Consider the following 15,229-nt stretch of genomic DNA (forward strand, 5'->3'; position numbering starts at 1 on the left):
ACCCAAGATCCACCCCGAGCTCCACCCGCACCCCCTCCCCCGACTCCATGTTCGCGAGCACCCCTCAACGTCTTGTATTGTTTGCGGCGGAGGATTCGCCTAGTGGCCTAGGGCGCACGCTTGGAAAGCGTGTTGGGGGCAACCCCTCACGAGTTCGAATCTCGTATCCTCCGCCAGTGCCTCACCGGGCACTACGTCGAAGGCCCCTACCGTTCGCGGTGGGGGCCTTCGTCGCGTGTGGTGGCGGTTCTGGTCGCGTGCGCGGTTTTGGTGGTTTCCGCAGCGCTGGTGGCATCCGCGACCGGGCGTTCAGGAGTTTTCGGCGGGTGGAGGTTGCCCGGCGCCTCGGGAGGGTGCTCGCGGGTGGGTACCTTCTGCCGTTCCTCACATGCGGGTCCTCGGATCCCCCATGCTTGAGGTTGTGCGGGGCCCGTCGAGGGTCGGCACCGGCGCGTTCGTTATGTGGCGAGGTGTTTCCATGGCGTCCGGATCGACACTGACAGCTTGGCTGTGCGGTCTCGACGGTCCGCGCCTGGCGCGTGTGCTGGCGGCGCGGGCGGACACGATGTTTCCGCCGGAGCCGCGTTCGATGGGGGAGTTGGCGGACCGTCTGCAGCACCCGGGGTCGGTGGCGCTCGCCCTGCCGCGGCTCGTGTTGCCGGGCTTGCAGGCAGCCGAGGCACTGGCGGCCATGGGAGCGCCCGTATCGCGGGAGGCGCTGGCGGAGCTGCTGGGTGCGACAGCGCCCGATGCTGCTCGTGGACTGGATGCCGTGCTGGAAGCGCTGGCGGGCAGCGCGCTGGTCTGGCCGGGCGGTGACGGGCTGCTGCGCATGGCCGCGCCGCTTCGGCAGGCGTGGGACTTTCCCCTGGGGCTGGACGCTCCGCTGGCGGAACTGCTGGCCGACGCCACGTCCGAAGAACTGCGCGGCATGCTGGTCGCCCTGGGCTTCAAGCCACCCGGCACCAAGCAGGAGCGGCTGGCCGCCGTGGCGGAACATCACAGCGATCCGGAACTGATCGTCTCGTTGGTCGCCAAGGCTCCCGCGGCGTCCCGCGAGCTTCTTGAGCGCCGCGCGCGGCCCGCTTCGTACGAGCCACGGATCATCATGTTCGGGGGCGTGGGGGTTGAGCACGAACCAGGCGCGCGGTGGGCGCTGGACCGCGGGCTCCTCATCCCGGACCGGCGCCGCTACGGTCCGTCCCGTATGCCTGCCGAGGTGGCGCTGGCGCTGCGCGGTCCCGGCTGGCGCGCCCCTTTCGACGCCGTACCGCCCCCCGTACGGCTGGCGTCCGTGACCGGGGCGGAGGTGGAGCGGGAGGCGGCGGCCGCGGCCACGGCTTTCGCCGCCCATGCCGCCACCGTCCTTTCGGCCTGCTCGGCGTCTCCGCCGGCCCGGCTGAAGTCGGGCGGGGTCGGCGCGCGTGAGCTGGCCCGGATCAGCAGGTCCGCGCAGGCCGATGACGCCGTGGTGCGGCTCACCCTGGAGACCGCGTACGCGGCCGGACTGCTCGGGCACGACGGTGACCACGTCACACCCACCGAGGCGTACGACGTCTGGGCGGCGGAGGAGCCCTCGGAACAGTTCGCCGGGCTGCTTCGAGCGTGGCGGAGCCTGGCCCTCACCCCTTCCCGAGCGCGCGACGAGGACGGCAAGGCGCTCCCCGCACTCGCCGGAGCGCCACCCTGCGGCGGCTGCCTACAAACACGGCTCGGGCTGCTCGACGCGGCAGCGATGCTTCCGGCGGGGCAAGGGGTGAAGGCCGCCACGGACCTGGGGCCGCTCGTGGGCTGGTACCGGCCGCTCGCCGACCCGGCGGAGCAGGGCGGAACACCGTTCGCCGCCGCGATCCGCGAGGCCGAGCTGCTCGGCGTACTCGCTCGTGGCGCCCTGTCGCCCATCGGTGCGGCCCTGTCGGCCGACGATACGGAAGGACTGACCGCCACATGCCGGCGGCTGCTGCCCGAAGCCACCGCGACGGCCCGGATCGGCGCCGACCTCACCGCTGTCGTCACCGGCACCCCGACCGTCCGGCTCACCGCGCTCCTGGATGCCGTCGCCGACCGGGAGACCAGCGGCACGGCCTCGGTGTGGCGGTTCAGCGCCGGCAGCGTCCGTCGGGCCCTCGATGCCGGCCGCACCCCGGACGGCATCGCGGCCGACCTGGCCGCCGTCGCCGCCGGGCCCCTGCCCCAGCCCCTCTCCTATCTCATCGACGACGCGGCGCGAGGGCACGGCCGTGTACGCATCGCTCCGGCCGCCTGCGTCATCCACGGCCAGGAGCCCGCTCTCCTGGCCGAACTCGCCGCCCACCGCAAGCTCGCCACGCTCGGCCTGCGACTCCTCGCCCCGACGGTGCTGCTCAGCCGCAGCCCGCTCAAGCCGACCCTCGCCGCACTCCGCGCCGAGGGGTACGCCCCGGTCGCCGAGACGGCCGAAGGAACCGTACGCATCGAACGGGCCCGGCCCCGGCGCGCCGCGGCTCCCGTCCCGGCCCCGCGCGGGGCCGACGACAGGACGGGCCTCCGGAGCGCGAGCGTGCCCGACGATGCGGCAATGCCGCCGACCGCCGACGAGCTGAGCGCCGCGGCCGCCCGGCTGCTGGCCGCCCCGCCGCACGTACCGGTCCCCGACCCCTTCGGCAAGGGAATCCCCTTCAACACGGACACCGAGGAAATCGTCTCCGGATACGCGAAGCGGCTGACGTACACCGAGGTCCGCCGGCTTGCCCATGCTCTCAACGCCGGTACGGCCATCACGATCGAGTACGTCGCCGCCTCCGGAAACAGCACCGTACGCACCCTCAGCCACCTCGGCCTCGACCCGCCGTACCTCGAAGCGTGGTGTCATCTGCGAAACGCCGAGCGGGTTTTCACCCTTTCCCGCATCCACAGCGTCATGCCCCCGCAGTCCGCCTCGGACGGGCGGGCCTGCGCGCCCGCTCAATAGGGCCGACGGGGGGCGCCGGCCCGGAGCGGAGACGGTTTTCTCTCATGACCACTGGATGAGGTGGTTTTCCGTTTCGGTCGTAGGAACCCCTGTAGCGGACGGGCAGAAAGTCGTGGATACCGGAAGGAGAAAACCGGATCACGGGTGGGGGTGATAGTGAATGCGTGAGGTCGCGATTCGGGTTCGGTTGCTGGTTCGGGAAGGCCGGTGGGCCGGCTGTCGCGTCGCGGCGTTTTGTGCGTCCGGCTCCAAGTGAGCGCGCACCGGCGGGCGTCATCCTGCCCACGCCTGGCGCCCGCCCACTGTCCGCCGCAGAACGGCCTCTCGGTGTCGGGCGCCTGTGCCGCCTCCTTCGCTGGGTACGCGACCACCATGGGTGAAATCTTGGTCGGGACGTGTTCGTGGACGGATCGGGCGTTGGTGGGGAGTGGGTGGTACCCGGCGGGGCGGCAGGACGCTGAGGGGCGGTTGCGGCATTACGCGGGGCGGTTCCCGGTGGTGGAGGTCGATGCCACGTATTACGGGATGCCGAGCGTACGCAACAGCCGGTTGTGGGCCGAGCGGACGCCGGACGGGTTTCGGTTTGATGTGAAGGCGTTTTCGCTGCTGACCGGTCACCCGACGCGGCCTGCCGCGCTCCCTGCCGATCTGCGGTCCGGTGCGTCGGGCGCGGAGCTGATGGACGAGGTCTGGCGGCGGTTCAGTGGGGCGGTGGAGCCGTTGCGGGCGGCGGGGCGGCTCGGGTCCTTGCTGTTTCAGTTTCCGCCGTGGTTCGCGCCGGGCGCGCGGGCCGAGGAGTTTCTTACGCGGTGCCGGGCGCGTACGGAGGGCTGGCCGGTCGCCGTGGAGTTCCGGCATCCGGAGTGGTGGCGGGGCGAGCGGCGGCAGGAGAGTACGGCAGCGTTCCTGCGGGAGTTGGGGGTGGCCGCGGTGGCCGTGGACATGGTGCAGACGTTGCCGGTTTCCATACCTCCGGTCACTCCCGTTACGGATGACCGGCTGACGGTGATGCGGTTCCACGGGCGTAATGCGGCTTGGGGGGCTGGCAGCAAGGAGGAGCGGTTTCGGCATCGGTATAAGGATGAGGAGTTGAGGGAGTGGGTGCCGCGGGTGCGGGGTATGGCGGAGCGGGCTGATGTGGTGCACGTGCTGTTCAACAACTGTTGTGGTGACGCGGCCGTAAGGGCGGCGGAGTCGATGCGGCAACTGCTCGGTCAGGTGTAGGGGGCGGAGCGGGAAGAGGGGGCGGAGTGGGAGAAGGGGGCGTGCGCGAATGCCCCGGGTGGGTGGGCGGTTGGGGATGAAGGGCGGGGTTCGTGGGGAATGTAAGAGGGAGAACGTATTGAGGAAAGCGCGGTGGCGGGGGCCGGCGGGGCGTCGGCGCCGTTGCTGGGCCGGGTGCCGCCCCGCCGTAAGCCCGCTCGGGATCCCGTAGGCAGACGCAGCCGGGACAGGCGCTTCCCCGCCTCCGAAACCATGCCGCATTTCCTCATTGCCTCCTTTCTTCGCTCCCACCGAAAGGCACGTCATGCTGCATGGAATCGACATCTCCGCTCATCAGACGTCGTTCGAGTCCAAGGGGCAGGACTTCGTGTTCATCAAGGCCACCGAAGGGCGTTCGTACGTCAGTCCGCACCGGGCCGATCAGGCGGCCAAAGCCCGGGACGCGGGATGTGTGGTCGGCTTCTACCACTTCCTCTGGCCCGGGCACATCCCGGCTCAGGCCGAGTACTTCGTCGGGAAGTGCGGGGCGAAGGAGGGTGATCTCCTCGCCGTCGACTGGGAGACGACAAGTTCCGGTACGCACGCGAGCAGTGCGCAGAAGGACCAGTTCCTGCACGAGGTGAAGAGGCTGCGGCCGCATCACCGCGTACTCCTGTACACCAACGTGTCGTTCTGGAAGGGCCACGACACCTCGTCGTACGCCGGGGACGGGCTCTGGATCGCCGACTACGTCTCGCCCGGCAAACCGCGTATCAAAGGGAAGTGGCTGGTGCATCAGCACACCAACCGTCCGGTGGACAAGAACGTGGCCCGGTTCGAGAACCGCGAAGCGCTGAAGAAGTGGGCTGCCGGCGGGAGCGTTTGAGGGGCACGGCATGCTGAAGGCCGCACAGCCGTATTCGTGATCGATCCACGGGGGGAGCGGACCGATGAAGGCCGCTGTTTATCTCGCGCATCCGCGTCCGGGCAGCTTCAACCACGCGCTGGCCGATGCCGTCGCGGCGGAGCTGGGCAGCCGGGGCGTACAGGTCGTCACGCACGACCTGTACGCCGAGGGATTCGACCCGCTGCTGCCCGCCGACGGTACGGAAACGGTGCGGGCGGCCGACAGAACGGAATCGCTGCGGGCGGACGACGGGCCGGACGACGCGTGGACGGCGCGGCACCGTGCCGAGCTGGCGACGCTGGACGCCTTGGTGTTCGTCCATCCGAACTGGTGGGGCATGCCGCCGGCCGTACTGACGGGGTGGGTGCAGCGCGTGCTCGCGCCCGGCGTCGCCTACAAGCTGGACACGGCGGACGGCGAGCCCGTCGGCCTGCTGCGGGCCGGCCGGGCGCTGGTCCTCAACACGTCCGACACACCCGCCGAGCGGGAGGAGCGGGAATTCGGCGATCCGTTGCAGCGGATCTGGGCGGCGTGTGTCCTGCCGTACGTGGGGGTCACGGACGTCCGGCGGCATGTCTTCCGTACCGTCTCGGACTCCACCGACGGGGAGCGGACGGCGTGGTTGGGGGAGGCGAGGGGCCTGGCGGCGGCGTTGGTCTCCTGAGGTACGGCCGGGGCACCGGTTGTGAGGCTGTGAGGCGGGTGGCTCTGTTTAGCGCGCCGCGAACGGTGTCGTCGCGTCCCGGTCGTACGCGAGCCTGCCCGCCGTGTACGTGGCCCGTACGGCGCGGTCGTCGCCGAGGACGGTGAGGGCGAAGAGCAGGTCCTCGATGTTCTCGGCCTGGTCGGTGCGGGCGGCGAGGAGGGGCGTGGCCTGCGGGTCCAGGACGGTGACGTCGGCTTCCTGGCCCGGTGTCAGGGAGCCGACCGTGTCGGCCAGGCCCAGGGCCTCCGCACCGCCGCGGGTGGCGAGGTAGAAGGTCTTGGCCGCGTCGAGGGTGTGCTCGCGCAGCTTGGCGACCTGGTGGGCGTCGCGCATGGTCTGGAGGAGGGCGAAGCTGGTGCCGGCGCCGATGTCAGTGCCCAGGGCTACGGTGAGTGGGTGGTCGGTCTCCTTGGCCTCGCGGAGGGGGAAGAGGCCGCTGCCCAGATAGAGGTTGGAGGACGGGCAGTGGGCGACGGCCGTGCCGGTGCGGGCGCAGTGGTCGCGTTCGGAGGGGGTGAGGTGGATGCCGTGTGCGAGGACGGTGCGGGGGCCGAGCAGGCCGTAGTGGTCGTAGACGTCCAGGTAGCCGTCGCGGTCGGGGAAGAGGGAGCGGACCCAGGGGATTTCGTCGCGGTGTTCCGCGATGTGGGTGTGCACAAGGGTGGTGGGGTGGGCCGCGCGTAGGGCGCCCGCTGCTTCGAGCTGTTCCGGGGTGCTGGCGGGGGCGAAGCGCGGGGTGATGGCGTAAAGGTTGCGGCCTTTGCCGTGCCAGCGCCCGATCAGCGCGGCGGACTCGTCGTAAGCGCGCTGGGCGGTGTCGAGCAGGGCGTCGGGCGCGTTGCGGTCCATCCACACCTTGCCGGCCGCGACGCGGAGGCCGCGCCGGGACGCCTCCTCGAACAGCGCGTCGGCCGAGTCTGGGTGTACGGAGGCGAAGACCAGGGCCGTGGTGGTGCCGTTGCGCAGCAGTTCGTCGCAGAAGGAGGAGGCGACGCGGCGGGCGTGGGCGCCGTCGGCGAAGCGCTCCTCGGTGACGTAGGTGCGGTCGAGCCAGTCGGGCAGCTGGGCGCCGAAGGCCGCGATGGCCTCCTTCTGCACGTAGTGGGTGTGGGCGTCGATGAAGCCGGCGGTGATGAGGTGGCCTGGGTAGTGCACCGGCTCGGTGCCGGGCGGCAGCCGGTCGCGCAGGGCGGCGTACGGGCCGGCGGCGGTGATCCGGCCGTCCTCGCAGATCAGCAGTCCGTCGGGCTCATGGACGAGGGCGTCGGCGTTGCCGGTGCGGAAAGGGTCGGCGCGGAAGCGGATGAGGGGGCCGCGGATGGCGGTGGGGGACGAGTTGGGGGCCGGGTCGGGAGTGAGGGCGGGGTTGGGGTCGCGGTCGGAGTCGGTGGTGGGTGTGCTGGCGGTCATGTGCGGGCGCGTACCCGTTTCCGGTGGAAATGGTCCGGCGTACGTCAGCGGCCCGGGCCTCCGGTACAGCCGAACGGGTCGGGTATCGGCCGACGGCGACAAAGGTGGGGGCGGGGACGGCAACACTAAGAACGGGAGGCCGGGCCGGACGGCGGGAACGGGACGGGAACGGGACGGGACGGGAACGGGAGCGGGCCTGACGGCGGGTCGCCACAGCCGGTGTGGCAGGCGAGGCGAGGAACCCGGTGACAAACGAGGCGAGGAACAGGGGCCGAATTGGGCGGGATGGCGGGCCGGGGCACGCCGGCGAGCGGGCCGCGAGGACGCGCTGCGGGCCAGCGGTCGGGTTGGTACGCGGTGCGGGCCGTGGTGGCCCTGCTGATCCTGGCGGGGCTCACGGTGGGCGGGCGCGCCCTGGCGACGCCTCCGGGCGCGCCTCCGGGGCATCGGCCCGACGTGCCCGTGGCTCACGCACCACTCCCGGCCTACGCGCCGCTCACCGCCCACGCGCCACTCACGCCCCACGCGCCGCTTACAGCCCACGCGCCACTCACAGCCCATGACGTACAGGCGGCGCACGCTGTCACCCGCCTCCCCCGTAATGTCGAAGCGACCCGGGCGGCCGTCGTCCGGCTGGTCAACCGCGAGCGGGCGAAGGCCGGCTGTCGGCCCGTGCGGCCGCACCGTACGGTCACCGAGGCCGCCCAGCGGCACAGCGGCCATATGGCCCGCGACGACTCGCTCTCGCACCGGGAGCGCGGCGGGTCCGGGCCCGGCAACCGGCTCTCGGCCGTCGGCTACGACTGGCGCCGCGCGGGCGAGGACATCGCGCGCGGCCAGCGCGGGGCCGCCGAGGTGGTGCGGGACTGGGCCCGCAGCCCGGAGCACCGGGAGGTGCTGGCCGACTGCGCGTTCCGGCACGCGGGCGTGGGCATCGACACCGGCACCGACGGGCGCGGGCCGTGGTGGACGCTGCTGCTGGCCGTTCCGGCATGAACCGGCATGGACTGGTTTGAACCGGCTGACCTGTCCTGAATCGGCTGCCCCGGTCTGATCAGGTCCGCGTGTTACGGCGGGGCTCCGGGCACGACCACAGCCGCGTTCCGGAGCCCTCGTACCAGTCCGCACGTGACGGTCCGCACGTAGCGCTTCACACGTAACAGTCCGCACGTAACGCCCCGCACGCAACGCTCCGCCTCAGTGCGCAGCCACCGCCCGCTGAGCACCTGCCTGCCGCGCCCGTACGGCCCGTTCGGCCAGTTCGCCGAAGAGGAGGCCGAAGGCGGTCCACAGGGCGAGCTGGACGGTAAGGGCCGAGACGCGGAACTTCCACAGCAGCAGTGCGGGGAAGTCGTGCGGCAGTTCGTTGACGACCGGCAGGAACGCGTAGGCGAGGCCGGCCGCCACGGCGAAGGCGGCCAGCGCGACGACCGTGGCGTACCAGTTGCCGAGGCGGGGTGCGAGCCGCTTGCCGAGGATGACCGCGGCGATGGTCAGCAGCACGCTGAGGGCGATCATCAGGAAGTACAGCGCGGTGCGTTTGCCGATGGAGTCGGGGTCGCCGACGGACGGCGGGTTGGCCGGGTACTTCAGGAACGGTACGAGGTAGACCGCGGCGAAGGCGGCGCCGGCGAGCAGCAGGGCGGTGGCGCGGGGGCCGAAGCGGCCGACGCGGCCCAGCGCGAAGCAGTAGGCCAGGGCGGCGATCCCGCCCAGTGCGACGCCGTACACCAGGACGCCGGTGGCCAGGCCCAGGGTGGACTGCGCCGTGCGGCTGACGACCTCCGCCTCGTGTTCGTGCGCGTGGGCGTCCTCGAACGCGATGGCGGCGTCGATCTGGGGCTCGCCCAGCAGGTAGGCGACGAGCAGGGCGAGCAGGCCGGCGGCGAGGCCGGCCAGCATGCCGCGCACCAGGAGGGATCTGACGGTGGCGGAGTTCATGTGCGCGCCCCCGGTCAGTGGCAGGGGAAGCCGAGCAGGTGGCGTCCGTCGTGGACCCACTCGTGCACGTCGGTACCGGAGAGCAGTGAGGTGGCGCCCTGTTCGGCGCCGACGAAGTAGAGCAGGACGAGCATCAGTACGCCGCCGAAGACCGCCCACGGCAGGACGGTCCTGATCGGCAGGGTGGCGGGTGCGGCGGAGCCGGTGGTCGGCGGCGCGACGGACTGGGCCATGGCGGAACCTCCTGGGAAATCACGCGTCCCGGACAGTGGGTCGTCACGACAGGACGGGTCTGGCTCGTCCGGCGGCCCCGTACGGGACCGGTCCGGGCTCACAGTGGCGCGACCGCGCCGGAATTCCACCGGCTTCCGTCATGTCATCGTCAATATCATCGGGAACGTACCGCGTGGCGGCGGCCGGGCCAAGGGGCCCCGGGCCCCGAGCGGGCGCACGGCGGCGGGCGGGCGCTCCCCTGTTTGCCTCGGGCGCCGTCCGGATTCCCGGTGCGCCGCCCGGTTTCCGCGTCTGCGTGGCCGGGACGCGACGAGGAGAGGTGCGCATGACAACCCGGGTGACGTTGGTCTCACCGTCCTTCGACGACGCCCTGCACGCGGTGCGCTTCCCGGCGGACGAAGCCCTGACGCCCGCCGGTCTGCGCCGCGCCCGCGCCGCCCGTACCGCCGCTGCCGCGCTGCCCGCCGACCGGGCCCTGACCTCGCCGTCCGCGCGCTGCCGGGAGACCGCCGAGGCACTCGGCCTGCGGGCGGTGCCGGACCCGGGCGCGGCGGGGTGCGCGATGGGCCGCTGGCGGGGGCTGGCCCTGGAGGACGTGCTGGCCGACGAGCCGGAGGGCGTCGCGGCCTGGCTCGCCGACCCGGACAGCGCGGCGCACGGCGGCGAGCCGCTGACACGGTTCCTCGGCCGGGTGACGGACTGGCTGACCGGCCTCGCGGCGGAGGGCGGCCGGGTGGTGGCCGTAGTCGAGCCGGACGTCGTGCGTGCGGCGGTGGTGTGCGCACTGGGGGCACCGCCGTCGTCCTTCTGGCGGGTGGACGTACCGCCGCTGACCGTGACGGCGCTGAGCGGGCGGGACGGGCGGTGGAACGTCCGGGTGGCGGGTGAACTCGGCCAGGAGGCCCGACCCGGCACAGCACCCCGGGCGCCCTAACCGCAGCACCCGGGCGCCATAACCGCTGCACCCCGGGCGCTAACCGCAGCGCCCCGGCGCCACAACCACGGACACGGCCCGCCGTATCCTGGACGGAACGGTTATTGCACATCGCTCGCAATAACGGATCCGGCGGGTGCGAAGACTACGAAGGAGCAGTGCCGTGGCATCTCCAGGCTCTCCAGTGGTGCTGGGGATCGAGTCCTCCTGTGACGAGACCGGGGCGGGCCTGGTCCGGGACGGGCGGCTGCTCGGGCACGCGGTGGCGTCCAGCATGGACGAGCACGCGCGCTACGGCGGCGTCGTGCCGGAGATCGCGGCCCGCGCCCACGTGCACTCCCTCACGCCCGTCGTGCGCCGGGCGCTCGACGAGGCGGGCCTGACCATGGCCGACATCGGCGCGGTGGCCGTGACCACCGGGCCCGGTCTGTCGGGCGCCCTCCAGGTCGGGCTGGCCGGCGCGAAGGGCCTGGCGTACGGGCTGGGGGTGCCGCTGTACGGGGTGCACCACCTCGCCGGGCACGTCGCCGCCGACACCCTGGAGCACGGCCCGCTGCCCGACCCCTGCATGGTGCTGATCGTCTCCGGCGGTCACACCTCCCTGCTCCTCGTACGGGACCTGGCGCGCGATCCGATCGTGCACCTCGGCGACACCCTCGACGACGCCGCCGGTGAGTGCTTCGACAAGGTCGCGCGGGTCTTCGGCCTGCCGTACCCGGGCGGTCCGGCGATCGACCGGGCCGCGCGCGAGGGCGACCCTAAGGCCGTCGCGTTCCCGCGCCCGCTGACCGGGCCGCGCGACGATCCGTACGGCTTCTCCTTCTCCGGCCTCAAGACGGCCGCCGCGCGCTGGGCCGAACGGCACGCCGGCCAGGAACTGCCCGTCGCGGACGGTGCGGCCTCCCTCCAGGAGGCGGTGGCCGACGTACTGACCCGCAAGGCCGTCGCGGCCTGCAAGGAGCACGGCGTGCGCACCCTGGTGGTGGTGGGCGGCGTGGCCGCCAACTCGCGCGTCCGGTCCCTCGCCGAGGAGCGCTGCCAGGCTGCGGGGATTACGTTGCGGGTACCGCCCCTGCGGCTGTGCACGGACAACGGCGCGATGATCGCCGCCGTCGGTGACCTGCTGGTACGGGCGGGCGCCGAACCGGCTCCGCTGAACCTCTCGATCGACCCGTCGGCGCCGCTGGAGTACGCGGCCCTGCACCCGGTCGCCCGGGCGGCACAGGCAGTCGCGTAACGGCCGCCACGCCCTCCCCCGCCCTCCTCCTCCAGACCGCCGACCGCCCGGAGCCCCCTTTGCGTACCGCCGAGATCCGCGCCCGCTTCCTCGACTTCTTCGCCGAGCGCGGCCACACCGTCGTCCCCAGCGCGCCGCTGCCGACGCCGGACCCGACGCTGCTGTTCGTCAACGCGGGCATGGTGCCTTTCAAGCCGTACCTGACCGGTGAGGTGGCGGCGCCCTGGCCGCGCGCGACCAGCGTGCAGAAGTGCGTACGGACCCTGGACATCGAGGAAGTCGGCAAGACCACCCGGCACGCCTCGTTCTTCCAGATGAACGGCAACTTCTCGCTCGGTGACTACTTCAAGGAAGACGCCATCCGCTTCGCGTGGGAGCTGTCCACCACGCCCGTCGCCGACGGCGGCTACGGCCTGGACCCGGAGCGCATCTGGGTCAGCGTCCACCACACCGACGACGAGGCCCGCGCCCTGTGGCGGCGGATCGCCGGCCTGCCCGAGGAGCGCATCGTCTCGCGCGGCGACGAGGACAACTTCTGGTCGATGGGCGTGCCGGGCCCGTGCGGCCCCTGCTCGGAGCTGTTCTACGACCGGGGCCCGAAGTTCGGCCGGGCGGGCGGCCCGGAGGTCGACGAGGACCGGTACATGGAGTTCTGGAACCTCGTCTTCATGCAGTACGAGCGCGGCGAGGGCACCGGCAAGTCCGGCTACCCGATCATCGGCGAACTCCCCCGCCGCAACATCGACACCGGCATGGGCCTGGAGCGGATGGCCACCCTCCTCCAGGGCGTCGACAACCTCTACGAGATCGACGAGACCCGCCCGGTCCTGGACCACGCCGCGGCGCTCGCCGGGGTCCGCTACGGCGACGACGAGCAGCACGACGTACGGCTCCGGGTCGTCGCCGACCACGTCCGTACGGCCCTGATGCTGCTCGCCGACGGCACCACCCCCGGCAACGAGGGCCGCGGCTACGTGCTGCGCCGCATCCTGCGCCGCGCCGTCCGCTCCATGCGCCAGCTCGGCTACGAGGACCGCGCGCTGCCCGAGCTGCTGCCGGTCGCCCGCGACTGCATGGCGCCCAGCTATCCGGAGGTCGCCGAGTCCTACGACCGGATCGCCGGCCAGGCGGCGGGCGAGGAGGACGCCTTCCGGGCGACGCTGCGCCAGGGCACCGCCGTCCTGGACACCGCCGTGAACAAGGTCAAGGAGGAAGGCGGCCGTTCACTCCCCGGCAAGCAGGCCTTCCTCCTCCACGACACCTACGGCTTCCCCATCGACCTCACCCTGGAGATGGCCGCCGAACAGGGCGTCGAGGTGGACCGCGAGGGCTTCGCGGCGCTGATGCGCGAGCAGCGCGAGCGGGCCCGTGCCGACGCCCGCGCCCGCAAGTCCGGCGGTGCGGTGGACACTTCGGCCCTGCGCACGGTCCTGGACGAGCACGGTCCCACCGACTGGCGCGCCTGGGACACGCTGGAGACCGACTCCAAGGTGCTGGCCCTGCTCGGCGCCCAGGGCCCGGTCCCGGTGGCCCGCGAGGGCGAGATCGTCACCGTCGTCCTCGACCGCACCCCCTTCTACGCCGAGTCCGGCGGCCAGGACAGCGACGCCGGCCGCCTCTCCGGCACCTCCGTCGAGGCCGAGGTCCTCGACGTGCAACGCGCGCTCCCCGGCCTGGTCGCCCACCAGGTCCGCGTCACCGCCGGCGAACTCGCCCCGGGCGACGCCCTCCACGCGGCCGTGGACCCCGAGTGGCGCCTCGGCGCCCGCCAGGCCCACTCCGGCACCCACGTACTCCACGCGGCCCTGCGCGAGATCCTCGGCCCGACGGCCCTCCAGTCCGGCTCGTACAACCGCCCCGGCTACCTGCGCCTGGACTTCCCGTGGCGCGGCGGCCTGTCCGCCACCGTCCGCAGCGAGGTCGAGGAGGCCGCCAACCGCGCGCTCCGCCGCGATCTGCCGGTGGGCGTCAAGTGGATGACGCTCCCGGAGGCCAAGGAGCTGGGCGCGCTCGCGCTGTTCGACGAGACGTACGGCGAGAAGGTGCGCGTCGTCGAGATCGGCGGCGCCTGGTCGCGCGAACTGTGCGGCGGTACGCATGTCGCGCACGCCTCGCAGGTCGGTGTCGTCGCGCTGACCGCCGAGTCGTCCGTCGGCGCGGGCATGCGCCGCCTGGAGGCGTCGGTCGGCATCGAGGGTTTCGGCTACCTCGCCCGCGAACGCGACCTGGTCGCCCAGATCGCCGAGCAGATCCAGGCCCCGCGCGCCGAACTGTCCGACCGGGTGGCCGGGCTGCTGGAGCGCCTGAAGGCATCCGACCGCGAGAACCAGCGGCTGCGGCAGCAGGCCACCGCGGCGCGCGCTGCCGGGCTGGCCGACTCCGCCGTACAGGCGGGCGGCTTCCGGGTGGTGACGGCCACCGCCGACGGCGGCGCCGACGAGGCGCGCGCGCTGGCCATGGCCGTACGGGACCGGCTGCCCGCCGGACAGCCCGCCGCCGTGGCCGTCGGCTCGGCGACGGACGGCAAGGCGGCCCTGGTCGTCGCCCTGAACAAGGCCGGTAAGGACGCCGGCGGTTCGGCGTCGGACCTGGTCAAGCGCCTGCTGAACGGGCGTGGTGGCGGGTCGCCGGAGGTGGCTCAGGGGGGCGGGCTGGCGGCCGGTCAGCTGACGGAGACGCTGGCGGCACTGCCGAAGCTGATCGCTGAGAAGTGACGCGCCGGCCTACCGTCACTTCTCCGCCGTCAGCAGCCCGTACGCATCCGGCCGGCGCGTGCCGAGGAACGGGAACAGCTCCAGCCAGTCGCGACGGGCGTCCAGGTCGAGGTCGGCCACCAGGACGGCGGGTTCGTCGCGGGGGGCCCGGGCCAGGACGCGGCCGTACGGGTCGGCGATGAAGGAGCTGCCGTAGAAGGTGAGCGGGCCCTCGGTGCCGGTGCGGTTGGGGACGATCATGAAGGTGGCGTTGGCGACGGCGTTGCCGGTGATCACCTTCTGCCACAGCGGCTGGGTGTCGAAGCCGGGGTGGCCCGGCTCGGAGCCGATGGCGGTCGGGTAGACCAGGACTTCGGCACCCGCCAACGAGTAGGCGCGGGCCAGTTCGGGGAACCACTGGTCCCAGCAGGTGGGCAGGCCGAAGGCGGCGTTCTCGACGGTGTGGACGGGGAAGGCGTCGGGGCCCGCCGGGCCGGGGCGGAACCAGTGGTCCTCGAAGTAGCCCTCGGTGACGGGGATGTGGGTCTTGCGCGTACGGCCTGCGAGGGTGCCGTCCGGGGCGATCAGGACGGCGGTGTTGTAGCCGAGGCCGTCGGGGGTCACGGTGCCGTCCGGGCCCGGTTCGGGGTCGGCGCGCTCGTAGAGGGACGCGTGTACGTACACGCCGTACTCGCGCGCGGCCTCGGCGGCGAAGGAGACGGTCGGCCCCGTGCGCAGGTCCTCCGGCTCGGCGGGCTCCGGGTGGTCTTCCTTGCGGAGCACCGCGAAGTACGGCGAGAGGGTCAGCTCCTGGAGGCACACGACGCGGGCGCCCTCGGCGGCGGCCAGGCGGATGCCCTCCTTGAGGGCGGCGCGGTGTTCGCCGGGGTCCCGGTGCCACCGCTGCTGTACGAGGGCGACGCGCAGCGGGGCGCGCTCGGCCGGGCGGGTGCGGGCCGGTGAGGCGGGCGGGGTGAGGGCGGTGATCACACGCATGGCGGGGCTCCTGGGGGG

The 15,229-nt window shown here is 72.7% G+C and carries 12 protein-coding genes and 1 tRNA gene; 9 read left to right on the forward strand and 4 right to left on the reverse strand.

Features of this window, described 5'->3' with window-relative positions:
* Positions 1–88 precede the first annotated feature (88 nt).
* The 5 genes from IH45_RS0140140 to IH45_RS0140160 all read left to right on the forward strand — a co-directional run bounded on the left by IH45_RS0140140 (position 89) and on the right by IH45_RS0140160 (position 5,724).
* Positions 89–176, forward strand: a tRNA-Ser gene (locus IH45_RS0140140).
* A 302-nt stretch (positions 177–478) separates the two neighbouring features.
* Positions 479–2,950 (forward strand): helicase C-terminal domain-containing protein, encoded by a 2,472-nt coding sequence (locus IH45_RS0140145; RefSeq protein WP_050515532.1) that lies wholly within the window; start codon positions 479–481, stop codon positions 2,948–2,950.
* 372 nt (positions 2,951–3,322) lie between these two features.
* Positions 3,323–4,174 (forward strand): DUF72 domain-containing protein, encoded by an 852-nt coding sequence (locus tag IH45_RS0140150; protein WP_030681122.1) that lies wholly within the window; start codon positions 3,323–3,325, stop codon positions 4,172–4,174.
* A gap of 304 nt (positions 4,175–4,478) precedes the next feature.
* The gene (locus tag IH45_RS0140155; protein ID WP_030681124.1) at positions 4,479–5,039 is read left to right on the forward strand and encodes a glycoside hydrolase family 25 protein; all 561 of its coding nucleotides are present in this window, start codon (positions 4,479–4,481) and stop codon (positions 5,037–5,039) included.
* A gap of 64 nt (positions 5,040–5,103) precedes the next feature.
* On the forward strand, positions 5,104–5,724 hold the full coding sequence (locus IH45_RS0140160; RefSeq protein ID WP_030681126.1) for an NAD(P)H-dependent oxidoreductase: 621 nt from the start codon (positions 5,104–5,106) through the stop codon (positions 5,722–5,724).
* A 48-nt stretch (positions 5,725–5,772) separates the two neighbouring features.
* Here IH45_RS0140160 and guaD read toward each other — a convergent pair whose 3' ends face one another.
* Positions 5,773–7,176, reverse strand: a complete 1,404-nt coding sequence (guaD, locus tag IH45_RS0140165; RefSeq protein WP_234440865.1) for a guanine deaminase — start codon at positions 7,174–7,176, stop codon at positions 5,773–5,775.
* Positions 7,177–7,461: 285 nt separating this feature from the next.
* Between guaD and IH45_RS1000000150735 the strand changes: the two genes are divergently transcribed.
* A complete protein-coding gene (locus tag IH45_RS1000000150735; RefSeq protein WP_078898019.1) occupies positions 7,462–8,172 on the forward strand; it encodes a CAP domain-containing protein in 711 nt (236 codons plus the stop codon).
* Positions 8,173–8,373: 201 nt separating this feature from the next.
* Here IH45_RS1000000150735 and IH45_RS0140175 read toward each other — a convergent pair whose 3' ends face one another.
* Both IH45_RS0140175 and IH45_RS0140180 read right to left on the reverse strand, forming a co-directional pair.
* The gene (locus IH45_RS0140175; RefSeq protein ID WP_030681134.1) at positions 8,374–9,117 is read right to left on the reverse strand and encodes a CbtA family protein; all 744 of its coding nucleotides are present in this window, start codon (positions 9,115–9,117) and stop codon (positions 8,374–8,376) included.
* Positions 9,118–9,131: 14 nt separating this feature from the next.
* The gene (locus IH45_RS0140180) at positions 9,132–9,350 is read right to left on the reverse strand and encodes a CbtB domain-containing protein (RefSeq protein WP_030681137.1); all 219 of its coding nucleotides are present in this window, start codon (positions 9,348–9,350) and stop codon (positions 9,132–9,134) included.
* 326 nt (positions 9,351–9,676) lie between these two features.
* On the opposite strand from IH45_RS0140180, the gene IH45_RS0140185 reads away from it, so the two are divergent.
* From IH45_RS0140185 to alaS, 3 genes are all read left to right on the forward strand, one after another.
* Positions 9,677–10,285, forward strand: coding sequence for a histidine phosphatase family protein (locus tag IH45_RS0140185; RefSeq protein WP_030681140.1), 609 nt, complete (start codon positions 9,677–9,679; stop codon positions 10,283–10,285).
* Between the two features lie 184 nt (positions 10,286–10,469).
* Complete coding sequence (tsaD, locus tag IH45_RS0140190; RefSeq protein WP_030681143.1) at positions 10,470–11,522, forward strand: tRNA (adenosine(37)-N6)-threonylcarbamoyltransferase complex transferase subunit TsaD; 1,053 nt, start codon at positions 10,470–10,472, stop codon at positions 11,520–11,522.
* A 59-nt stretch (positions 11,523–11,581) separates the two neighbouring features.
* Entirely contained in the window at positions 11,582–14,236 is a 2,655-nt protein-coding gene (gene alaS, locus IH45_RS0140195; protein WP_030681146.1) for an alanine--tRNA ligase, read from the forward strand.
* A 15-nt stretch (positions 14,237–14,251) separates the two neighbouring features.
* Here the strand turns inward: alaS and IH45_RS0140200 are convergent, their stop codons facing one another.
* Entirely contained in the window at positions 14,252–15,211 is a 960-nt protein-coding gene (locus tag IH45_RS0140200; RefSeq protein WP_030681149.1) for a carbon-nitrogen hydrolase, read from the reverse strand.
* Positions 15,212–15,229: the final 18 nt, after the last annotated feature.

This window comes from Streptomyces rimosus subsp. rimosus, assembly GCF_000720725.1.
GTDB lineage: Bacteria > Actinomycetota > Actinomycetes > Streptomycetales > Streptomycetaceae > Streptomyces > Streptomyces rimosus_A.